This window comes from Rothia mucilaginosa (assembly GCF_001548235.1).
GTDB classification, from domain to species: domain Bacteria; phylum Actinomycetota; class Actinomycetes; order Actinomycetales; family Micrococcaceae; genus Rothia; species Rothia mucilaginosa_B.
In genome coordinates, this window is record NZ_AP014938.1 from 1,924,890 (window position 1) to 1,946,607 (window position 21,718).

Below are 21,718 nucleotides of genomic sequence, written 5' to 3' on the forward strand. Positions count from 1 at the left end.
TTATCGTGAGCTCTTCATCCGGCGATTCTTCGCGCCCCGTTTCTCCTTCTTCTCGTCCGGGCCTGTCGCGCCGCCGCCTGGTGGCTGGTGCGGCGTGGGCTGCCCCGGTTGTTGTGGCGTCGTCGGTGATTCCGGCGTATGCGGCTTCTGATGAGGAAGGCGAGTGCACCGGTCCCTACGAGGATTCGACGATGATTACTGCCGGTGACGGCGTGAAGAAGGTTGCCGTGCTGACGGTTCCTGCGGGCGCTAAGCGTATGCGTTTTACCGCTGTGGGCGGTGCTGGCGGCACGAACTACACTGTGGCTGATGCCGGTTCCGGCGCCATGGTGGAGGGTTCTATGGCTGTGCGCGGCGGCCAGACTATTACTCTGACTGCCGGTTCGGGCGGTATCGGTAATGGTGAGCTGAAGCCCGCCGAGGGCGGCGACGGCTACGGCGTGGGCGGCTCCTCGAAGGCTTCTTCGCCGGTTCCCGCGAACGTTGTTTCTGCGATTAATGATTTGACCCGCATTTCTGGCGGTGTGACCGGTCGCGGCGGCATGAGCGCTGTGCTGTATTCGGCGTCCGGCGGTGGTTCCTCCGCTATTGAGGTGGACGGCGTGCCCATGATTGTCGCCGGTGGCGGCGGCGGTGCTGGCGTCCTGGCGTCGTATGCGACGGTTCTGCCGAACCCCGCGAATGCGGGTGCTGTGCGCCCGACCGCGCACTATTCGCTTGATAGCTCCGGTGGCGAGCACCAGTTCAGCACCGGTGGTGGCGCTGGTTCGGGTGATGGCGACGGTTCGCCCGGTTTTGTTGGTTTCACCTCGTACGAGGCGCAGTCTAATCCGATTCTGACGGTGAACCCGGGTTCGGGTGCCGCCGGTGGTGTGGGCGGTGCTGGCGGTGAGAAGCTGAACCCGCCGACTGCTGACGGTTCGGTGATTGGTTTTTCGAGCACTTCCACCCAGAAGCTGGTGAGCACTGCGACTGCCGGTGCGGCGGGTGCGAGCGGTTTCCGCGCGAAGGGCGCCGATGGTGTGGCGAGCTATTCGTACCAGTGGGATCAGACTCCGGAGGGTACCGATAACCGCCCGTCGAACGCTGGCGAGCTGTTTAACGGCTACCAGTCGGTGGTTTCTGGAGGCGGTGGCGCCGGTTATGGCGGCGGCGGCTCCGGTGCTGCGTTGAGCGTTTCGGCTCGTGTGGTGTCGCAGAAGTGGAATAATGATTCGGCTCGTGCCCGCTATGCGGTGGGTTCGGTGCAGCTGGCTGGCGGTGGCGCTGGCGGCGGTACGTTCATGGATTCTACGGTGCGCATCATGGATCTGGGTTGGGCGTTGAACGCTCCGAATGGTCCGGGTGAGCGCGGTGCCGGCTATATTGAGGTTGCTTTCTGCTTCTAGGCGGCTTCTCAACGGATTCTAGGCGGCGGCTGCGAGCTTCTAGAGCTGCTATGAGCCTGTAGGAGTCGTATAGGTGTAGATTGAACCCTTTCTTTAGGGTGGTATGCGCCTCAAACTTAATATTTAAATTTTTTCTGAGTGCCTCCCAGACCGCTGGTTTGGGAGGCATTCTCATCTTCTGTGTCGGTTCGTCATAGCGTCATATCAACCTTTGGCGGTTTAGCGCATTGGTCGGAATAGACCTTATCGAAAGCTCATCCTCGCTCGCGTGCCGACCCCTAAATAACCCCTCTGTCATATTCGGGGGTGAACCTTTAGATTGGCGGCTCATCATTTTACGGTGGAAATGTAAAGAATATACGCGCCCACCCCGCTAGGTTGCACGGCACAGATTGCAGATTGCGGCTTGAGCGCGGCTACCGATAACTAAGGAGTTTAGGTTATGTGCAAGGAAACCATGAAGGCTGTTGTTGTCCCTGAGAAGGTTGACGGTTCGGTTGTTGTCCGTGAGGTCCCCGTTCCGGCTGTCGGTCACGGCCAGGCGCTCGTGAAGATTGAGTACTCGGGCGTGTGCCACACTGACCTGCACGTGGCTTCCGGTGATTTCGGTGAGGTTCCGGGTCGTATTCTGGGTCACGAGGGCATCGGCCGTGTCGTCAAGGTCGGTGAGGGTGTTGAGTCCCTGAAGGAAGGCGACCGCGTGTCGGTGGCTTGGTTCTTCGAGGGTTGCGGTCACTGCGAGTACTGCACCTCGGGCCGTGAGACCCTGTGCCGTTCGGTGAAGAACGCAGGCTACTCGGTTGACGGCGGCATGAGCGAGTACACCCTGGTGACCGCTGATTACGCGGTGAAGGTTCCTGAGGGTCTTGACCCGGCGCAGGCTAGCTCCATTACCTGCGCTGGTGTGACCACCTACAAGGCAATCAAGGAGTCGCTGGTTCGCCCCGGTGAGTGGCTGGTTGCTTACGGCGCTGGCGGTCTGGGTAACCTGGCTGTTCAGTACGCTAAGAAGGTTTTCGGCGCCAAGGTTATCGCTGTTGACATCAACGACGACAAGCTGGCTCTGGCTCGTGAGACCGGCGCTGACCACGTCATCAACGGCCGTGAGGTTGAGGATGTTCCGGCTCGTATTCGCGAGCTGACCGGCGGTGGCGCTCACGCTGCTGTGGTGACCGCGGTGTCGAAGGTTGCATTCAACCAGGCTGTCGAGTCGGTTCGTGCGGGCGGTTCCGTGGTGGCTGTTGGTCTGCCCTCGGAGATGATGGAGCTGTCCATTGTGAAGATTATTCTGGACGGCATCCGCGTGGTGGGCTCCCTGGTGGGCACCCGTCAGGATCTGGCGGAGGCGTTCCAGTTCGGTGCTGACGGCATCGTGGTTCCGGTGGTTCAGCTGCGTGAGGTTGACGAGGCACCGGCTGTCTTCGAGGAAATGGCGGCGGGTAAGATTACCGGCCGTATGGTTCTGGACTTCGCTAGCCTCTAAGCTAGCGATGGTTCGAGGCGCCCGGTAGGGCCTCAAGATCTCACTCGGCTGGGGTCTTGCCGGTAGTTTCGATGGTTATAGCGCCTAGGGCGCATCCCGTGTGGCGGGGGAGTAGGGGTACTCTTTCTGCTGTGCATACGATGCGGGGTGCGCCTTAGTGTTTTTAACGCGGCGTTTTAGGGTTCCGGATTGTTGAGAGCCGTTATCGCGAGGAGCCGAATTCCTCTGTGAGTACTAGGCACCTAAACGTAATATACGCAGGAATTTATTTTGAAATATTCGGGGAATATCTCAAAATTCTCACAAAATTAGTTCAATATAGCATTTTGTTTGACATCTATAGACCTCAAAATGCATACTTGTATTGTAAACATTCAACCACTGGTTGAAGCGTAATATTTGCCGGAGAGATAGGTTTCGCACGTCGCTACACCTACCCTAGATGTAACGGGATATGACGCGTGAAGGTTTCGGCCCTCCTAGATATCGATTCCTTCTTACGGAACGCCATACCCGGGTGAATTTCAGCATCTTCGTACCGTGCCGTTATTCACCGTTGAGTCCTTACTTCCGGTCAGGCGCCCCTCTAGACACCTTCGGATTGAGGTCTCACCAACGATTAGTGTGGGCCCCACGGACATAGTCAATGGGGACTATGTCCGCCACACTAATCCGGGGCTTTTAGGACATTGCATGACTTCGTGGTGGTTCGCCCGCCACGCTATAAATTTACCTGCCGGCACGGGTAACATAGCCGGGTTCTCTACTCACTCGGTAACCCACCCGCTGCAGAACGCATCTTGATTTTTGTGTTGTTCAGAAGATGCTTCCTGTAGCAAAAGAACGAGGGGCACCTCTGCCAGGTGCCCCTCGTTTTTATATGCGCGTTGCAGTGTTTATTAGCTGCCGCGCCGTTGAGTAAATGCCACGCTCTTAGTAGATACCGCGCCGCGCGGTCCAGCGGATCGTGCCACGCTCAAAGTCCATGTAGTACACGCCGTTCGCGTAGGACTCGTCGCCGCGTGCCGCACCGTAGCGAGCGGTATTCTTCTCCCAGTGCTTGAAGATTGCGCCGTTACCGTTGGTCTCGTACGCACCGTACGCATCCGACCAGAGCAGTACCTTGCCGGAGGCGAATCGCACCTGAGCACCCGTGGAGGTGGCGGTTTCGTCGGTCACCGGTGCACCCCAGGTGCCGCGGTGCTGCAGGAAACGGTGGTAGAACGCGCCGCCGGTGTGCAGGCGGTGGGTGCCGGTCTGTGCGGACCACACGTAGGTGGTGCTGCCGGTGAATTCCTGCTTGATGATGCCGTTGCCCAGATTCTGCTCGTCAGTGGTAGGCACGCCCCTCATGCCAGCTGCACGCCAGGTCGCGTAGATGGAGCCGCGCTCATTGATGATGTGGGTGCCGTACGCGTTGGACCAGTAGGCGCCTTCACCGTTAGCGAAGGAGACTGCGATGGTGTCGGAGCGGGTTTCCTCGTCGGTGGTCAGGCCGCGGAATCGTGCCACGTCCGAGCGGAACTTATAATCCAGGCCGCCGTTGGTGACCAGCCAGTGCGAACCGTGAGAGTTCGTCCAGTAGATGGTCTTGCCGTTGGTGAACTTCTGCGCATACACGCCGTGACCCAGAGAGTACTCGGTGCCAATCGGGTTGCCGTAGAAGGAGCGATTCTTATTCCAGTAGCTGCCGATGCCGGTGCGAATATCAATCGAGCCGGTCGCGGTGGTCACCACGTTCGAATCCTGTACCGCGCGATCTTCTGCCGCACGGTCTTCCACAGCGCGGTCCTGGCCGTTCGACCAGTTGCGGTGCACAGCCTTCGGGTTCTTCGCCAGAACCTTCAGATCGTTCACGGTGCCGGGGAAGAAGTTCGAGTCACCCACGAACGGGCCCGAATCGGTGAACTGCCAAATGTCGTAGCCGCTCCAACCTGCAGGGATAGCGCCGACCACGGTGGAGTAGCTCGCCAGGTGCAGCGGCAGGGTGCCGAACTGCTGCGAACCCACGCACTGCGACCACCAGGAGGTTGCGGTGTACACCATCGGGTCGCGACCAGTCAGCGAACGGTAGGTGTCCACGAAGTCGCGGGTCCAGGCGGTCAGCTGCGCCGGGGTCATGTTGTAGCAGGTGTTGCCGTAGGCGGGGTAGGGGTTGAACTCGATGTCCAGCAGGCCGGGCAGGGTCTTGCCGTCGGCAGTCCACGCGCCACCATTCTGCACGAAGTAGCGTGCCTGATCGGCACCCGAGGAGGTGCGGGGGTTTGCGAAGTGGTAGGCGCCGCGCACCATGCCGACCTGTGCCGAACCGTTGTACTGCTGACCGAAGTAGGGGTTGGCGTAGTAGCCGCCCTCGGTTGCCTTCACGTAGGCGAAGCGGGAACCTGCGGCGTAGGCGCTCGCCCAGTCCACGTTCTGCTGGTGCGAGGAGACATCCATGCCGAGGGTACCGCCGGAGGGGGTCCATGCGGAGCGGCCCTGTGCCAGTGCCTGACCGGCTGCCGGAGCTCGACCAGCTCCCAGACCCTGCGCGGAGCTCTGGGTCGCGGAAATACCGCTCAGGGTCGCGGTGGAAGCGGGGGAGGTGGCGCCGGTTCGCGCGTTGGCGGTGCCCAGGCGTTCGCGCTCGCCCGCACCCATGGCGGGGTTGGAGCGTTCGACCAGGGATGCATCCGGGGCGGGGGCGTAGGTGAGCTCCTCGTAGGATGCGTTGGGGGTGACCTCTGCGGCTGCGCTCGCGCTGGGGGCGGCGAAGGCTGCGGGAACGGAGGTGAGGGATGCGGCGACCAGGGTGACTGCGGACGCCATGATGGAGCGGGCTGCCGCGGAGCGTGCGGCAGTCTGGAGTTTCTTCATAGGTTTTTTGCCTGTGTTTGAGAGGTGGATGCGTCGATGTGGCCCTGTGTGGGGGCTTCTGGCGCGAGTGAATAGGGGTGCAGTTGAGTGAGGTTGATGTGTCAATTGTTGCCGTGTCAAGCGACCGGCACAGCTAACAGCCTACGGTACCTGCACAGCTGTGCGCAATGTTTTGGTGTGTCTTTCTGACGGCATATTTTCCATGGAGTGCACAGTAATTCGGCGTCTTTGGAGAGGGTGTTTTATTTTGTGGTTTGTCGGTGTATTTACTTGGGGTGATTTTTCGGAAAAAAATTTTAGGCACGTGACACGCCGGGGCATTGCGAGTTTCACTCTGTGGACTGCCGCGTCGGGGCGTAATCGGGGTATAACTGGGGCGCAGTCGGGGCATAAGGAAAGGGGTGGGCCGCACACACAAAGACCCACCCCTCATGTTCCGGGTACTGTATTTGGCGCGGCCTCGCACCGGTACCCGGAGTTTCATGGTCGATGCAGGAGAGATGAAAAGTCATCGACCACGTATATGGTGCCTGTTGGCACGTTTTTCTCGGCTCTTCCCGCCCGCTCTTTCAGGTTCTGGTGTCCGGCTGAAAGATCGGGAGGGAAGAGGCGAAAGTTTATTTTTCCTCGAATTTTTTAAAATTTCGAGGGCTTAGAGGAACTTGGCGATGTCCTCGACCAGCGGCTTGAGGGTCTCGCGGTCGATGTACTCAGCCTTGCCGGTCTTGTAGCATTCGAGCATCTGCTTGATGCCCTCGTTGGGGTTCGGGTTGGCCATGAGCCATGCGCGGACCGGGCCCTTCAGAGCAGTCTTGTGAGCCAGCGAAATCTTGTCAAAGTCGATACCGCCACGCAGGTGGTAGACGGGGCGACCTTCGGTCAGTTCGGGGGTGTAGCTCTTGGCGACGGCCTTGTCCAGCAGCTTCTTCGAGTACTCACCGGTGAAGGAGACGGTGAAGAACGCGGTGCGGTTCTTCTTGGGCGCAATAATCGGCAGGATCTTCTTGCGAAGTGCCGGTGCGCCGTTGAGGAATCCACCGTAGTCACTGCCGGCAATGACGAAAGCATCGAATGCCTCTGCCTGCTCGGGGGTGACCTTGGAGGCGGGGACAGTCTCAACTTCGGGAGCCTGCGGGAGTGCACGCAGATCTTCTGCCAGCCAGGTGGCGTACTGTTCGGTGTAGCCGTAGGTGGAGCCGAAGATAATCAGCACGCGAGTAGTCATCTGTGAACCTTCCAGATATATTTCGCATTTCAAATACTAATTATGGGTTCCAATATAGGCTAGGCGCGCGAAAATGTGAAATCGCCCAGCCCTTGGATGCCCTATCTATCTTCTCATAGCCCACTCTGAGTGTCTCTATGTTTTTGAAACACGCCCGAAGGTTCTCGAGTGTGACTAAATATTGCACAGTGCCCATTTTCTATAGGTAAAAAGCACCCTAATTTACTTTCTGGGCGACATGGAGGCACGGGGACTGTGAAGTGGGTTTGGGTGAGGTGAACAGTAGGTGGGGAAGGGGTGCATAAAATGCGACGTGAAACACAAGTTCTTCGGTGGAAAGAGCTGGGAGAAACATACCCAAGAGGGCGCAAAACCCCTATAATTGAGAAAGAGTCCCACGCATCCGGCATGTGGTTACTTGTTAGAACACGTGGGAATAATTGGGAATTTGACGTTAGTCTTCCCCGGAAAATCAGTGTGACCCCTCAGGGGTCACACAAAACAACACACAAAGGTTAGGTACATGAGGCGCGCAAAAATCGTTGCAACCATCGGTCCGGCAATCGAGTCCCCCGAGAAGATCTCCGAGGCAATCAAGGCTGGCCTGAACGTCGCCCGTCTGAACATGAGCCACGGTGACCACGCCGAGCACCAGGCACGCTATGACACCATCCGTGAAGAGTCTGCAAAGCTCGGTAAGGACGTTGCTATCCTCGCCGACCTGCAGGGCCCCAAGATTCGCCTCGAGCGTTTCGCAAACGGCAAGGAATACCTTGAGCCCGGCGCAGACTTCACCATCACTTCCGAAGACGTTGAAGGTACCGCAGAAATCTGTGGCACCACCTACAAGGGTCTGCCCGGCGACGTAAAGCTCGGCGACAAGCTCCTGCTCGACGACGGTAAGATCCGCCTCGAAGCTATTGAGGTAACTCCCACCCGCGTTCGCACCCGCGTGGTCGTCGGTGGTCCCATCTCCAACAACAAGGGCATTAACCTGCCCGGCGCAGCAGTCTCCCTGCCCGCGCTGACCGAGAAGGATGCAAACGACCTGCGCTTCGCACTGAAGATGGGTGCAGACATCATTGCACTCTCCTTCGTCCGTACCGGCGCAGACGTTGACCCCGTCCACAAGATCATGGAAGAAGAGGGTATCCGCGTACCCGTCATCGCCAAGATCGAGAAGCCCCAGGCAGTTGAGAACCTGCAGGACATCATCGACAAGTTCGACGGCATCATGGTCGCTCGTGGTGACCTCGGTGTTGAGCTGCCCTTCTCCGAGGTTCCCCTCGTCCAGAAGAAGGCAATCGACATGGCACGCCGCTGGGCAAAGCCCGTCATCGTGGCAACCCAGGTGCTCGAGTCCATGACCGACAACCCCGTCCCCACCCGTGCAGAGGTTTCTGACTGCGCTAACGCAATCCTCGACGGCGCAGATGCAGTAATGCTCTCCGGTGAGACCTCGGTCGGTAAGTACCCGATCCTGACCCTGCAGGCTATGGCTGCAATCGTTCAGGATACCGAAAAGGGCGGCCTGTACCGCGTGCCCGAGCTGGATCGCAAGCCCCGCACCCGCGGTGGCGCAATCACCCGCGCAGCAGTGAACATCGCTGACCAGCTGGACGCAAAGCTCATCGTTACTTTCACCCAGTCCGGTGACTCCGCACGTCGTCTGGCACGTCTGCGTCCCGAGACCCCGATTGTCGCGTTCACCACCAGCTCGAAGGTTCGCTCCTTCCTGTCCATGCTGTGGGGCGTTGACGCTGAGCAGGTTGAGATGATCACCGATCAGGAAGGTCTGTTCCAGTTCGTGGACGAGTACCTGCTGAAGAACGGTCTGGCAGAAGCTGGCGACCTGGTCGTCGTTGCTGCCGGTGCTCCCGCAGGTCGCGCAGGTACCACCAACATGGTTCAGGTACACCGCGTCCACGGTGCTGAGGGCGAGCGCGAGGCTCTGCGTCCTTACGAGGAGGACGAGGTCAAGCGCTAAGCCGCTCACCAATCTTTTTCGATGCGTAGCTGAGGGTAATTCTCAGCCTGTACGCTCGGTGTATAGAGACCGCCGCCCGGTCGTGAAACTCTCACGGTCGGGCGGCGGTTTTGTGTGTCTGCGGGGTGTTTGCTTCCGGTGGGTTACGGGGACAGCGGAAAATACGCGGGCATAGAAGTAGATACAGAAAAGCGGCGGGAAAGCTTCAAGCTTTCCCGCCGCTTTTGCGTTGGTGCCCGAGGTGGGACTCGAACCCACACTCCGAAGAACCTGATTTTGAGTCAGGCGCGTCTGCCAATTCCGCCACTCGGGCGTATCACGCATTTGTGCGTAACACCTTTAGAATTCTAACCCAGGCTGTCTAGAAAATCTAATCTATCTGACGTGTTGAGCAGGCTGAGGCGGGGCGCGGAACATCTACTGAGGGTTTCTGTTGCGCCTCTATGAGGGGGTAAGTCTGGAACCTGCCGCGCATTTGCCGAGGGATGTAGGAAGGGTGCGGGAGGGGACGTTGAGTGTAAATCCTGAGCTCAGGGTGAACCGGTGCCACTTATCCACAGGTGGAGGCGGGGGAGAAAGCGCGCATCCTGTATCCTTAAAGACTGACTAACCATCCCCGTTCGCCTTCGCGGCTGGGGGCCACCTCAACGTTAAGAAAGTGATCACGGCTCGTGTTCAATTCTCTCTCCGACCGCTTGACGGCAACTTTTAAGAACCTGCGCGGCAAGGGCCGCCTCTCCGAGGCAGACATTGATGCAACCGTCCGCGAAATCCGCCGCGCCCTGCTCGACGCTGACGTCGCCGTCCCCGTGGTCCGCGAATTTACCGCCCACGTGAAGGAACGCGCTCTCGGTGCGGAAGTTTCCGAGGCGCTGAACCCCTCCCAGCAGATCGTCAAGATCGTGAACGAGGAGCTGGTGAGCATCCTCGGCGGTTCGACCCGCCGCATCAACATGGCGAAGAGCGGCCCGACCATCATCATGCTGGCGGGTCTGCAGGGTGCCGGTAAGACCACCCTGGCGGGCAAGCTGGCTCACTGGTTGAAGGGCCAGGGTCACACCCCGATGCTGATCGCATCCGACCTGCAGCGCCCCAACGCGGTGACCCAGCTGAAGGTCGTTGGCGAGCGCGCGGGCGTGCCCGTGTACGCGCCGCACCCCGGTGTGACCAGCGAGTTTGACGTGCCCACCGGCGATCCCGTACAGGTGGCACGTGACGGTGTGGCTGAGGCTCGCGCTAAGCTGCACGACGTGGTGATTGTCGATACCGCGGGTCGTCTGGGTGTTGACGCTGAGCTCATGCAGCAGGCACGTAACATTCGTGACGCTATTGAGCCGCACGAAGTTCTGTTCGTCATCGATGCGATGATCGGTCAGGACGCCGTGAACACCGCTAACGCCTTCAACGAGGGCGTGGACTTCACCGGTGTGGTCCTGTCTAAGCTTGATGGTGACGCCCGCGGTGGTGCGGCGCTGTCGGTGGCTTCGGTGACCGGCAAGCCGATTATGTTCGCGTCCACCGGTGAGAACGTCACTGACTTTGAACAGTTCCACCCGGACCGTATGGCAAGCCGCATCCTGGACATGGGTGACATCCTGACTCTGATTGAGCAGGCCGAAGCTCAGTGGGATAAGGCTGAGGCCGACCGCATGGCGAAGAAGTTCATCGATCAGGAAGACTTCACTTTTGAGGACTTCCTGGCTCAGATGCAGCAGATCCGTAAGCTTGGTTCCATGAAGAAGCTGCTCATGATGATGCCCGGCGCGGCTCAGATGCGTCAGCAGCTCGAGGCCTTTGACGAGCGCGAGATTGACCGCGTGGAGGCGATTGTTCGCTCCATGACCCCGCACGAGCGCGTGGCTCCGCGCATCATTAACGGTTCTCGCCGTGCCCGTATCGCTAAGGGTGCGGGTGTGACCGTGTCTGAGGTGAACCAGCTGATGGAGCGTTTCGCTCAGGCTCAGAAGATGATGAAGAAGCTCGCTTCGGGCAAGATGCCCGGCATGCCCGGTGGTATGCAGATGCCCGGTATGGCGGCTGCGGCGGGTGGCGCTCGTAAGAACGCGAAGAACAACAAGAAGAAGAAGGCTCGCTCCGGCAACCCGCAGAAGCGTGCGGCTCAGGAGGCGGCAGCAGCTAAGGCGCAGCAGGCTCGCGCCGGTGCTGCATTCGGTCAGCAGGCTCAGAACCAGGAGATGGATCTGTCCAGCATGAACCTGCCGAAGGGCTTCGAGAAGTTCCTGCAGTAAGAGCAAATATGAGCCCCGGTAAGGGGTGGTACGGGTGCGCACGTGGTTACGGGGCGCACCCGTACCGGTATGGTGCCCGGTTTGGGCATATGAACGGGTGTGTGAAGGGAAGGTATCAATGGCTCAGAACGAGCAGAATTGGAATCGAGAGAACGCGGATGATCAGCTGAATGAGCAGATTATGCCGTGGTCTCAGCGCGCCTTCGCTGATGATGCTGTAGAGGGGCCTGCCGGTGAATCTGCCACCGAATCTGCAGACGAGTCTGCCGTTGAGTCTGTAGCTGAGGAGGGCTCGCTGGGCTTCTCCAATGCCCCCGCAGAGGATAGCGACGACGACCATTCGGGCGACTTTGCAGGCGACTTTTCAGACGACTTTGCGGACGGCTTCGACAATAATTCGAGCATCCTTCCCGGGTACACCCCCGTCTGGGCGCGTATCGCCCTCGAGTACGGGGAGCACTCCGCCGAGCTGGCGGGCGACCTCGTCTACTCCAGCGAGAGCGATGATCCCGCCGTTGACGACGTTGCCGCAACCATTCTGAACCTCATTCGTGAAGCCCGCAGCATGCACGATGAGGTGAAGGCGGAAGACCCCGATAAGCAGCGCGCCTGGAACGACCGGACGAAGGTTGACCGCCTCGCCGCCGCCCTGGAGAGCGAAGAGTGGACCGTCGATAAGCTCACCGGCATGTGGGACGGCGCCCCGGCACCCGCCGGAACCGGCGAATCGGATAGCCCCGAGTACCTGCGCGCCCAGGATGAGGAGCGCACCGCCGAGAAGCAGCGCAATGAGCGCATCGAGCAGACCATGGAGCTGGAGGAGAAGATTCAGCGCCGCCGCATCATGGCTCGTTCCACCACCGATGAGGAGCTGATTGCCGCCCTCATTGAGGCGACCGCCGCCTCCCCGGAGCTGATTGCCTACGAGATGGGTGAGCATCAGGTGCAGCTCTACGTGCTGTGCGCCGTGGATGATGAGGGCTACATGAACGTGCTGGAGGTCGCTGACGGCCACCTGCACGTGGGTACTCCCGTTGAGGATTACGTGGCGCAGCTGGTGGATCAGCTGCCGGTGACCGGTGCCGCCCTTGAGGGTGAGGCGACCGTGTGGGAGGAGCTGCCCGGCGGACAGGGTGAGCTGGAGTTCCTGGTGGACGGCGACGCCGCCATGCTCGTTGACCTGCCCATTGACATGATTACGGGGCTTCTTTTGGCGTACCTTCCTGCCGGTACTCGGCAGGTTGTTGCCGCGCCGGCGGGGGAGTGGACCCTCATTTCTGCCGATCCGGTGGATTTGATGGCGCTGCTGGGCCTGCTGAACTGCAACGCCCTGATTGCTGAGGGCAACGCGAACCAGCAGCACCTGGTGGTCTATGAGGAGCCCGCCCGCGAACCCTACTCGGATGAGGAATGGTACCTGGAGGCGTTCGGTGAACCCTACGAGAACATCGTGGAGGAGTTCACTTGGCAGCGTGTGCCTAAGCGCCTGAACCGTGCCCTCAGCCGTGAGGAAGTCGCACGTTTTGGCGGGGTGCTGGAGGATTTGCTCTCGGAGCTTCCCGGTAGCGCACCGGAGCTGTCGGGTTCGAAGATTTTCGGTTCCGATGAGGATGAAATCGAGCAGGGCATCGCTAATGTCATGGCGATGTTTGGTGTGGAGGCTGACTCCATTACCGGTCGCCGCCTGAACGCGTACCTGCGCGATACGAGCAATACCCTGGCGCTGGAGTCGGTGCTGCAGCTGCTGGATGTTCCCACGGAGCTGGCGCTGGTGCCGACCACCGGTTTTGATGTGGCGTCGATTAGCACGGCGCGCGTCTTCGGCAACGAGGATGAGGGTTTCGCGCAGTCTGCTGATGCGGCTGAACCTGCCGATACTGAAACTGCCGAGACTGAGCCTGCCGATGCGTCTGAATGTACTTTCTCTGAAGAGGATGAGGAGATTGAACCCTACCCGGGCGGCTACACCTCGCCCATGGAGCGTAGCTACCGGCTGGTGGCGACCGGCCGCCGCGTGACCCTCGCCGAGTGGATGGATGCCATTAGCCAGGGCCATATTCCCTTCGAGTACACCCATATGTCTTTTCCGGAAGACGCTCTTGACGAGGAAGAAGACGTCCTGGATCCTGAGCCGTTTGATGACTTCGAGGCTCACTATGAGCAGGACAGCGATTTCGATAGGGACGAGGCGAACCAGCCTACGGGTGGCAGGAATTTCACCCCGGAGGAGGAAGAAGCTATTCTTGCGCATTTGAGGGCTGCCCTGGCACCGCACTCCGCTCAGTCTGCGGCGGAACAGCCTGCAACAGAACAGTCTGCCGCAGCGCAGTCCGAGGCGAACCCGGCTGAGGACGCATCATCTGATGCTGCGCACTCTGATGCCGCACAGCCGGAGAACGTATCCGCTGAGGACGTTCCGTCTCAGGCAACGCAGGTAGCTCCCTCCGCACGGTCTGTCTCGAAGAAGGCTGCCTCGAAGAAGCGCCTTACCCCGGAGCAGATTCGTGCGAAGACCCGCCGTGTGGGTCTTGTCTTGGGTGCGGATGTGACGGCTCAGAGCGCTATCGCTCTGGCCCTGGCCCGTGTGGCGCGCCGCCGCCGTGCTCAGGGTAAGGCGAGCCGTAAGTTCTCGGTGGCTGCCGCACTCTTTGCACTGAATGCCACCGTGGAATCTGCTCTGATTCCCACTGTGTTGCGTTCTTTTGAACAAACCCAGATGAAGAAGCATGCCCGCCCGGTGGCGGACGCTGAGCTGGTGCATCCGGGTGGTAGCGCGAGTGATGAGCGCTCGACCAAGAAGCGCACTCTGATTGATGATTTGCGTGAGGGTCACTACCGCACGGTGGAGGATGTTGCCCCGTCCACGGAGCAGGCACCCTCTGGACTGCGTGAGCGTGCCCTGGGTATAGTGCGTAGCATCAGGCAGCGCGCTGCGAAGAAAACCGACCGCTAAAGGAAAGAAGCCATGAAGGATTCCTATCTGAGCGATGAAGAGCTGAAGGCTTTTATCGCCACCTTGCCCACGCGCCGTTTGGCGGCGGGCGCGCTGATTCGTAATGAGCGCGGCGAGATGCTGCTGGTGAAGCCGAACTATAAGGACGGCTGGATTCTTCCCGGCGGTACCGTGGAGGCGGGCGAGGCGCCCAAGCCCGGTTGTGAGCGTGAGATTGCGGAGGAGCTGGGCCTGGATGTGAAGCTGGGTCGCGTGCTACTGATTTTCCACGGCCTGTCGCTGGGCGTGTGGGGCGATTCGACCTACTACATGTATGACGGCGGCGTGATTGCGGCGGATACGAAGATTACCCTGCAGGATGCTGAGCTGGTGACCTATGAGTGGGTTGCTCCGGAGAACCTAGAGGGCTACGTGCGCCCGTCGATGGTGGAGCGTCTGCGTGAGTGCTACCGCGCCCTGGAGACGGGGGAGACTCTGGAGATGAGCAACCTCGACTCCTAATAACCTCGACTGGCGGCGGCTACGCTGCGGCTCGCCGGGAAGCTACCGGGTGCATCCCGGGGCACAGAACGCTGTTTAAAAGTGATATTCGGTGCCTTGGGCAATTATTTTTCCGTGTCGCTAGCTTAAAATCTTGGGCTCTGATACCCTAGCTGAGTACCCGGCGACGCGCGACCCCTCTCTTCGCGCGCCGTTGTGTCCATAGAGGCGCCGTGAATGGCCCGCCCCACGGGTGCTGAACCGTGTGCCTCGCACCAAATTATGAAACAGGAGTAACCACTAAAGTGGCTGTTAAGATTCGTCTCAAGCGTATGGGTAAGATCCGCGATCCTCGTTACCGCATCGTGATCGCTGATTCGCGCGTCAAGCGCGACGGTAAGTCCATCGAAGAGATTGGTATTTACCACCCGACCGAGCACCCCTCGCGTATCGAGATCAACTCTGAGCGTGCTCAGTACTGGCTCTCCGTCGGCGCACAGCCGACCGAGCAGGTTCTGGCTCTGCTGAAGCTCTCGGGCGACTGGGCAGCATTCAAGGGCGAGAAGGCAGAGTCCAAGGTTCTGCCCGTCGAGGCTAAGGCTGAGTTCGTTGTTCCCGAAAAGGGTTCCGTGATCCTGCCCGAGGCTATCACCCCCAAGGCTGAGAAGGCTGAAGAGGCTGCTGAGGAAGCAGCACCCGAGGCTGAGGCTGAGGAAGCAGCTGAGTAATTATGTTGGCTGACGCACTCGAACACCTGGTTCGAGGGATTGTCGATCGTCCGGAGGACGTGAAGGTGCGCCTGCGCACCCAGCGTCACCGTGAAACCCTTGAGGTTCGCGTGCATCCGGATGACCTGGGCCGAGTTATCGGTAGGTCCGGTCGTACCGCCAAGAGCATCCGTCTGGTGATGGACGCTATTTCTGATGGCGAGCCGATGCGTATCGACATTATCGACACCGACAAAAAGCGACGCTAGCTCGTAAACGCTTGAAGCCCCCGCTCCCGGAATTTTTCCGGAAGGCGGGGGCTTTCGCGTGCCCGGGTCTCGGTGGTAGCGCGGGGTGGTAGTGCGGGCGGCAGAATGCGCCCGTCCCTAGTGCCCGGTAGAATAGTGGGAGCCGTGCACGTGCACGGCGTAGGTTTTCGACTTGTACCCAGCGGAGGAAAATTATGCAGGTTGTGGTGGCTCGTATCGGTAAGCCTCACGGTATTCGTGGTGAGGTGACGGTTCAGCTCTTTACTGATGCCCCGCAGGAGCGTTTTGCCCGCGGTGAGGTGCTCGGTATCGAGAATTTCAAGCCCGGCTCTGCTGCCGCTTCGGTGGCGCCCACCGGTGAGCTGACGGTTGCCGGTGCCCGCTGGAACAAGAAGATTCTGGTGGTCCGTTTTGATGAGGTGACTACCCGCAACCAGGCTGAGGAGCTGCGCGGCAGCCGCCTGGTCTACGAGGTTCCCGAGGATGAGGGCGACGAAGAGGGCTTCTACGAGCAGGAGCTGGTGAACCTGCCCGTGTACCTGCTGGCGGATGTGCCCGAGGGGGAGAGCCCCGTAGATAACCCGGCTGTGGGTAAGCCGCTGGGTAAGGTGACCGGTCTGCAGACCATGCCGGTGCAGGATTTGCTGCTGATTAAGCTGGCTCGTTCGCCGCGTCTTGCATCCGGTGCGGGTGAAGAGATCATGATTCCTTTTGTTGAGGAGATTGTGCCTGAGGTGGTTCCTTCGACCGAGGATGAGCCCGGCTTTGTGCTGCTGACCCCTCCGGCGGGTTTGATTGACCTGGTCGAGGACGCTGAGCAGGATTCTGCGCAGGCGACCGAGCAGGCGGGGGAGTAGTCCGTGCGCTACGATGTGGTCACGATTTTCCCCGAGTACCTGGAGCCGCTGAAGCTGTCCCTGCTGGGTAAGGCGCGCGAGAAGGGTCTGGTGGATCTGCACCTGCACGACCTGCGTGAGTACACCTTTGACCGTCACCGCACGGTGGATGACACCCCGTATGGCGGTGGCGCGGGCATGGTGATGAAGGCGGAGCCGTGGGGTTTGGCGCTGGATGAGGTGCTTGCCGCCTCCCCGCTAAACGCCGCTACCGAAGATTCTACTGAGGGTGCCGAACCCGCCGCTGATACCCGCCCGCTGCTGATTGTCCCGTCTCCGGCGGGTGCCGTTTTCGATCAGGCGATGGCGTATGAGCTGGCGGAGGAGAAGCATATCGTCTTCGCTCCGGCGCGCTACGAGGGCATCGACGAGCGCGTGCTGGACTGGGCACAGGAGAGCTTCCGCGTGATGCCCGTGTCCCTGGGCGACTATGTGCTTTACGGCGGTGAGGTTGCGGTCATGGCAATGATTGAGGCTATCACCCGCCTGATTCCGGGCGCGATGGGTAACCCCGCCTCCCTGGAGGAGGAGTCGCATACGGGCGGTCTGCTGGAGTATCCGGTGTACACGAAGCCCGCCGTGTGGCGTGACCGTGAGGTTCCGGAGGTGCTGCTGTCGGGTAATCACGGTGCGATTGCGCGTTGGCGTCGTGACCGTCAGATTGAGCGCACCCTGGAGCGCCGCCCGGACCTGTTGGAGGCGTATCCGGTGGAGCAGTGGGATAAGAAGGACCGCCGCTTCTTGGCTGAGCGCGGGGTGCATTTTGCGAACCCGGCGAAGGCGGCTCAGAAGAAGGCGAAGAAGAACCCGGCACCGCAGGCTGATAGCGCGGCTCAGGCGGCACAGCCTGATACTGCACAGTCTAATACCGTGCAGCCTAATACCGTGCAGCCTAATACCGTGCAGACCCAGCCGGAATCCTAAGCTTCGAACGGGTGCCTGTGGGCGCCTCGTGATCCTCTGAATGGGGGGTTAGCGTCATATAACTGTTAGTTGGCGCTAACCCCTATTTTTTGTGCCCGTGAACCGTTATGCTGAGGTTGTCCTCGCTCAGAATATAGCCTGCCTATAGGTGGTGCGAGGTCTAACCCGCTTTCATTGTTGAAAGCACGTACTCAACAGAAGGAGGACATATGTCCGTTGTTAAGGTTCACCGTTTGACTGTCGTTGGCGACAATCGTGATGAGCTGGAGAAGCGCTTTGCCGCTGCCCGCCATATTGCTGACTCTTTCCCGGGCTTTGAGGGTTTTGAGCTCTGGCGCCCCCTGGATGAGGGCGGCGACTACTTCGTGGTGACCCGCTGGGTTGATGAGGCAAGCCATGATGCGTACGCGGCGGCTCGTCGTGAGCGTGACCCGAATACTGTTGTCTCTCACGCTGATGGCACCATGAGCTTCGAGAAGGTGGAGTTCAGCGAGTAACGGGTCACTCGGGGAACTATAGATAAATCCCAACGATAATCGCCCTGATTAGGGGTTATCCTATTTTTATCTCACATACTGAGGGGTCGCACTAACTTTTCTGAATATTGCTTTAAGTGGGTATTAGCCCATGTGGAGGCGATATAAGGGAGGGTCGGCGCGGCCCCTCCTTGATTTTTCGGGGCATAAAATCTGCAGGTATTTCGTGGTGGTTGGATATGTGGGTTCGGTGCTATAAAACACCTGAATTGTGGTCAATAAATACCCTCTGTATCCTTCAATCCGAAAGTGACACTTTAATGCAAAAAGGTTATTATTGTTCCCGAGAGCACACTTCGTCCGTGCCGGTAGTTCGGGCGAAGACGGCGATCCCCTCTCAGCTGCATCGCATGACGTAGCTGAGTCACTCAAGGGAAATATTCAGCGCACCCAGGTCAGCGCCTCCTCTGCATAGGAGGTTTGGCAAGGGTGCCGACTCAACTATCACGTATTCACACAAGTGGTGCATGGTGCGGAACCCCGCAATATATGGGATGGGAGCTTGGTGGTTCGAGCGTTCATCGTGGTTGATGACCCTCCTTATCGCGGACAGGAAAGTGCTTTGCTTAGCGGGTGGGCAATTCGGTGGTCCGGACCGAAGCTCACCCGCTCCGCTGTTTAAAAGATTCCTTCAGGCCGTAACGCTTTTCGGCTAGTGCTTTTCGGGTACCGGGCGCTCGCGGAACTCGATTGGCCGCTTCGCTTTGGGCAGCGAGTACATGACGCGCAGGTACGCATCCTCCACCAGCTCTTCTAGTACCCGCTCGGTTATGCCTTCGCCGGCGCCCACGGAAATCCAGTGCCGCTTATTCATGTGCCATGCCGGAATGATGCTCGGGTAGATGCGCTGTAGCACCTCGGATTCTTCCGGGTCGGTTTTGAGATTCACGATGGGGTAGCCGATGCCTTCCGTGTACATGGCGAAGATCTTGCCGCCTACCCGGTACACCGTGTGCTCGGGCCCGAATGGCTGATCGCGCGTCGCCAGCGGCATGGCGAGCGTGAGGCGGTCAACGGTATGTTCGAGGTCTTCGGGTGCCAGAAGTTTGGGGGAGGGGTTTGTGCTCATAGCTTCGAGTCTAGTACCCGCGTGGTACTTCGCATAGCATGCAACCTAAAACTCTCGTACCCTCAGCCGAATCCACGCTAAAATAGGTAACTATGGCTGAATTTATTTATCAGATGATCAAGGCCCGCAAGACTGTGGGCGACAAGGTCATCCTTAACGACGTGACGATGTCGTTCTTCCCCGGCGCCAAGATCGGTATGGTTGGTCCGAACGGTGCGGGTAAGTCGACCATCCTGAAGATCATGGCTGGCCTCGACCAGCCCTCCAACGGTGAGGCACGCCTGACCGCAGGCTACACCGTGGGTATCCTCATGCAGGAGCCGCCGCTGAACGAAGAGAAGACCGTTCTGGGCAACGTTGAAGAAGGCGTGGGCGAAATCAAGTCCAAGCTGGACCGCTTCAACAAAATCTCCGCCCTCATGGCTGAGCCTGACGCTGACTTCGACGCCCTCATGGAAGAAATGGGTCAGCTGCAGGAAGCTATCGACGCCGCTAACGCATGGGACCTGGACTCCCAGCTGGAGCAGGCAATGGAAGCGCTGCGCTGCCCGCCCGCTGACATGCCCGTCACCCACCTCTCCGGTGGTGAGCGCCGCCGCGTGGCACTGTGCAAGCTGCTGCTGCAGAAGCCCGACCTGCTGCTGCTCGACGAGCCCACCAACCACCTGGACGCAGAGTCCGTGCTCTGGCTGGAGCAGCACCTGCAGTCCTACGAGGGTGCCGTCATCGCGATTACCCACGACCGCTACTTCCTCGACCACGTGGCAGAATGGATCGCCGAGGTTGACCGCGGTAACCTGTACCCCTACGAGGGTAACTACTCCACCTACCTGGAGAAGAAGCGTTCCCGCCTCGAAGTTCAGGGCAAGAAGGACGCTAAGCTCGCTAAGCGCCTGAGCGAGGAGCTGGATTGGGTCCGCTCCAACGCTAAGGGCCGCCAGGCTAAGTCGAAGGCTCGTCTGGCACGCTACGAGGAGATGGCTGCGGAGGCTGAGAAGACCCGCAAGCTTGACTTCGAAGAGATTCAGATTCCTCCGGGACCCCGCCTGGGTAACGTCGTTATTGAGGCTGAGAACCTGCAGAAGGGCTTCGACGGCCGTTCCCTGATTAACGGCCTGTCCTTCTCCCTGCCCCGTAACGGCATTGTCGGTGTGATTGGTCCTAACGGTGTGGGTAAGTCCACCCTGTTCAAGACCATCGTTGGCCTGGAGCCCCTGGACGGCGGCGAGCTGAAGGTCGGCGAGACCGTGAAGATCTCGTACGTTGACCAGAACCGCGCGAACATCGACCCGGAGAAGAGCCTCTGGGAGGTCGTCTCTGACGGTCTGGACTACATCCAGGTCGGCAACGTTGAAATGCCTTCGCGTGCGTACGTTTCCGCGTTCGGCTTCAAGGGCCCGGACCAGCAGAAGAAGGCGGGTGTGCTCTCCGGTGGTGAGCGTAACCGTCTGAACCTGGCGCTGACCCTCAAGCAGGGCGGTAACCTGCTGCTGCTCGATGAGCCCACTAACGACCTGGACGTTGAGACCCTCGCATCCCTGGAAAATGCGCTGCTGGAATTCCCCGGCTGTGCAGTGGTCGTCTCCCACGACCGTTGGTTCCTGGACCGCGTGGCAACCCACATCCTGGCGTGGGAGGGCACCGATGAGAACCCGGATCAGTGGTACTGGTTCGAGGGTAACTTCGAGTCCTACGAGAAGAACAAGATTGAGCGCCTCGGCCCTGAGGCTGCTAAGCCGCACCGCGTGGTGCACCGCAAGCTGACCCGATAGGGTTTGGTTCGGTAACGAGCCCCGCCTCCTGACGCTGTTGAAGCGTGAGGAGGTGGGGCTTCGCTGTGCCCGCCGCTCTGTGCCCACCGACGTGCCCGCCGGTGTGCCCGCCGGTGTGTCCACTCGCCGGGATGCGGGCGGGAGGCTGACGAGCGCACCGTCCGCTGTTCGCCGGTAGAAATAGTTCGAGCCCCGGTAACCGGCGGGTCGTGGCGGAATTCACATTCGTGGCATAATAGACATGTATAACTAACTAACGCATTTGATACGAAGGGTAGAGTGTCATGCTTTCAAAATATAACTGGATGTCCCTGGCCACGGGCGTGCTGCTGATTATCGCGGCCGTCTACATGTTTGCGAACCCCGCCGTGCCGCTGGCCGCGCTGGGCTTCATCTTCTCCTACGCCGTGCTGCTCGGTGGCGTGTTTGAAGTGGTGCGTTACTTCGGCACGCCAAAGCAGGCACGTACCGGCTGGGACCTGGTTGACGGCATCCTGACCGTGGTGGCTGGTCTGATTCTGCTGAGCGCTTCGGCTGGTGCGCAGGCGACGTACATTCCGACTATTGTGGGCGTGTGGCTGATTATGTGGGCGCTGATTCGTCTGATGACTGCCCAGGCCATGAAATACCTGAGCTACGCCGCCGGACGCCACCTGCAGTTCTCTGCTATCGGTACCCTGATCCTGGGTTTGCTCGTGCTGCTGTTCCCGATGATCTTCGGCGTGGCGGCAGTATGGATGGCAGCACTGGGTCTTCTGGTAACCGGCCTGGTGTTCGTGGGTGACTTCTTCGTTTCCCGCCGAATCAAGCGCACCGTGCACATTTCCCCGGACGGTGTGATTGACGTCGAAGCCAAATAAGAGCTTCCAAACGGCTTCTAGACCGTACACTAGAACATAAGAAAGACCGTGTGAGACAACCACC

Annotated in this window: 16 protein-coding genes and 1 tRNA gene; 13 read left to right on the plus strand and 4 right to left on the minus strand. The window is 59.7% G+C overall.

Features of this window, described 5'->3' with window-relative positions:
• Positions 1 to 5: 5 nt before the first annotated feature.
• Together RM6536_RS07525 and adhP are read left to right on the plus strand one after the other, a co-directional pair.
• On the plus strand, positions 6 to 1,388 hold the full coding sequence (locus RM6536_RS07525; protein ID WP_060824652.1) for a hypothetical protein: 1,383 nt from the start codon (positions 6 to 8) through the stop codon (positions 1,386 to 1,388).
• A 442-nt stretch (positions 1,389 to 1,830) separates the two neighbouring features.
• On the plus strand, positions 1,831 to 2,871 hold the full coding sequence (adhP, locus tag RM6536_RS07530) for an alcohol dehydrogenase AdhP (protein WP_080974471.1): 1,041 nt from the start codon (positions 1,831 to 1,833) through the stop codon (positions 2,869 to 2,871).
• Between the two features lie 933 nt (positions 2,872 to 3,804).
• Here adhP and RM6536_RS07535 read toward each other — a convergent pair.
• Together RM6536_RS07535 and RM6536_RS07540 are read right to left on the minus strand one after the other, a co-directional pair.
• On the minus strand, positions 3,805 to 5,727 hold the full coding sequence (locus tag RM6536_RS07535) for a GH25 family lysozyme (RefSeq protein WP_060824653.1): 1,923 nt from the start codon (positions 5,725 to 5,727) through the stop codon (positions 3,805 to 3,807).
• Positions 5,728 to 6,379: 652 nt separating this feature from the next.
• Positions 6,380 to 6,952, minus strand: a complete 573-nt coding sequence (locus RM6536_RS07540; RefSeq protein ID WP_044150346.1) for a flavodoxin domain-containing protein — start codon at positions 6,950 to 6,952, stop codon at positions 6,380 to 6,382.
• A 523-nt stretch (positions 6,953 to 7,475) separates the two neighbouring features.
• Here RM6536_RS07540 and pyk point away from each other — a divergent pair.
• On the plus strand, positions 7,476 to 8,939 hold the full coding sequence (pyk, locus tag RM6536_RS07545; RefSeq protein ID WP_005508119.1) for a pyruvate kinase: 1,464 nt from the start codon (positions 7,476 to 7,478) through the stop codon (positions 8,937 to 8,939).
• Positions 8,940 to 9,169: 230 nt separating this feature from the next.
• On the opposite strand, the gene RM6536_RS07550 is transcribed toward pyk, so the two are convergent.
• A tRNA-Leu gene (locus RM6536_RS07550) sits at positions 9,170 to 9,252 on the minus strand.
• Between the two features lie 358 nt (positions 9,253 to 9,610).
• Here RM6536_RS07550 and ffh point away from each other — a divergent pair.
• The 8 genes from ffh to RM6536_RS07590 all read left to right on the plus strand — a co-directional run bounded on the left by ffh (position 9,611) and on the right by RM6536_RS07590 (position 17,914).
• Entirely contained in the window at positions 9,611 to 11,188 is a 1,578-nt protein-coding gene (gene ffh / locus RM6536_RS07555; RefSeq protein WP_005505683.1) for a signal recognition particle protein, read from the plus strand.
• A gap of 118 nt (positions 11,189 to 11,306) precedes the next feature.
• Positions 11,307 to 14,141 carry a hypothetical protein gene (locus RM6536_RS07560; protein ID WP_060824654.1) on the plus strand — a complete coding sequence of 945 codons (2,835 nt, stop codon included), beginning with the start codon at positions 11,307 to 11,309 and terminating at the stop codon, positions 14,139 to 14,141.
• 12 nt (positions 14,142 to 14,153) lie between these two features.
• A complete protein-coding gene (locus tag RM6536_RS07565; protein ID WP_060824655.1) occupies positions 14,154 to 14,642 on the plus strand; it encodes an NUDIX domain-containing protein in 489 nt (162 codons plus the stop codon).
• Positions 14,643 to 14,926: 284 nt separating this feature from the next.
• A complete protein-coding gene (gene rpsP, locus RM6536_RS07570) occupies positions 14,927 to 15,349 on the plus strand; it encodes a 30S ribosomal protein S16 (RefSeq protein WP_060824656.1) in 423 nt (140 codons plus the stop codon).
• Positions 15,350 to 15,351: 2 nt separating this feature from the next.
• Complete coding sequence (locus RM6536_RS07575; RefSeq protein WP_005505691.1) at positions 15,352 to 15,597, plus strand: RNA-binding protein; 246 nt, start codon at positions 15,352 to 15,354, stop codon at positions 15,595 to 15,597.
• Between the two features lie 194 nt (positions 15,598 to 15,791).
• Positions 15,792 to 16,454 (plus strand): ribosome maturation factor RimM, encoded by a 663-nt coding sequence (gene rimM / locus RM6536_RS07580; RefSeq protein ID WP_005505693.1) that lies wholly within the window; start codon positions 15,792 to 15,794, stop codon positions 16,452 to 16,454.
• Between the two features lie 3 nt (positions 16,455 to 16,457).
• Positions 16,458 to 17,417: a tRNA (guanosine(37)-N1)-methyltransferase TrmD gene (gene trmD, locus RM6536_RS07585; RefSeq protein WP_060824657.1), complete on the plus strand. Its 960-nt coding sequence runs from the start codon at positions 16,458 to 16,460 to the stop codon at positions 17,415 to 17,417.
• 209 nt (positions 17,418 to 17,626) lie between these two features.
• Positions 17,627 to 17,914 (plus strand): antibiotic biosynthesis monooxygenase family protein, encoded by a 288-nt coding sequence (locus RM6536_RS07590; protein ID WP_060824658.1) that lies wholly within the window; start codon positions 17,627 to 17,629, stop codon positions 17,912 to 17,914.
• A gap of 691 nt (positions 17,915 to 18,605) precedes the next feature.
• Here the strand turns inward: RM6536_RS07590 and RM6536_RS07595 are convergent.
• Positions 18,606 to 19,022, minus strand: coding sequence for an MmcQ/YjbR family DNA-binding protein (locus RM6536_RS07595; RefSeq protein ID WP_049356717.1), 417 nt, complete (start codon positions 19,020 to 19,022; stop codon positions 18,606 to 18,608).
• Between the two features lie 92 nt (positions 19,023 to 19,114).
• Here RM6536_RS07595 and ettA point away from each other — a divergent pair, with 92 nt between their 5' ends.
• Together ettA and RM6536_RS07605 are read left to right on the plus strand one after the other, a co-directional pair.
• Complete coding sequence (ettA, locus tag RM6536_RS07600; RefSeq protein WP_060824659.1) at positions 19,115 to 20,794, plus strand: energy-dependent translational throttle protein EttA; 1,680 nt, start codon at positions 19,115 to 19,117, stop codon at positions 20,792 to 20,794.
• Positions 20,795 to 21,099: 305 nt separating this feature from the next.
• Positions 21,100 to 21,654: an HdeD family acid-resistance protein gene (locus RM6536_RS07605; protein WP_231917954.1), complete on the plus strand. Its 555-nt coding sequence runs from the start codon at positions 21,100 to 21,102 to the stop codon at positions 21,652 to 21,654.
• Positions 21,655 to 21,718: the final 64 nt, after the last annotated feature.

Excerpts from the sequence above, each read along its gene's own strand:
- adhP (WP_080974471.1), top strand. The coding sequence starts at position 1,831 with ATGTGCAAGGAAACCATGAAGGCTGTTGTTGTCCCTGAGAAGGTTGAC.
- RM6536_RS07575 (WP_005505691.1), top strand. The coding sequence starts at position 15,352 with ATGTTGGCTGACGCACTCGAACACCTGGTTCGAGGGATTGTCGATCGT.
- RM6536_RS07560 (WP_060824654.1), top strand. The coding sequence starts at position 11,307 with ATGGCTCAGAACGAGCAGAATTGGAATCGAGAGAACGCGGATGATCAG.
- RM6536_RS07595 (WP_049356717.1), bottom strand. The coding sequence starts at position 19,022 with ATGAGCACAAACCCCTCCCCCAAACTTCTGGCACCCGAAGACCTCGAA.
- pyk (WP_005508119.1), top strand. The coding sequence starts at position 7,476 with ATGAGGCGCGCAAAAATCGTTGCAACCATCGGTCCGGCAATCGAGTCC.
- ettA (WP_060824659.1), top strand. The coding sequence starts at position 19,115 with ATGGCTGAATTTATTTATCAGATGATCAAGGCCCGCAAGACTGTGGGC.
- rimM (WP_005505693.1), top strand. The coding sequence starts at position 15,792 with ATGCAGGTTGTGGTGGCTCGTATCGGTAAGCCTCACGGTATTCGTGGT.
- RM6536_RS07565 (WP_060824655.1), top strand. The coding sequence starts at position 14,154 with ATGAAGGATTCCTATCTGAGCGATGAAGAGCTGAAGGCTTTTATCGCC.
- RM6536_RS07590 (WP_060824658.1), top strand. The coding sequence starts at position 17,627 with ATGTCCGTTGTTAAGGTTCACCGTTTGACTGTCGTTGGCGACAATCGT.
- RM6536_RS07535 (WP_060824653.1), bottom strand. The coding sequence starts at position 5,727 with ATGAAGAAACTCCAGACTGCCGCACGCTCCGCGGCAGCCCGCTCCATC.
- RM6536_RS07540 (WP_044150346.1), bottom strand. The coding sequence starts at position 6,952 with ATGACTACTCGCGTGCTGATTATCTTCGGCTCCACCTACGGCTACACC.
- RM6536_RS07605 (WP_231917954.1), top strand. The coding sequence starts at position 21,100 with ATGTCCCTGGCCACGGGCGTGCTGCTGATTATCGCGGCCGTCTACATG.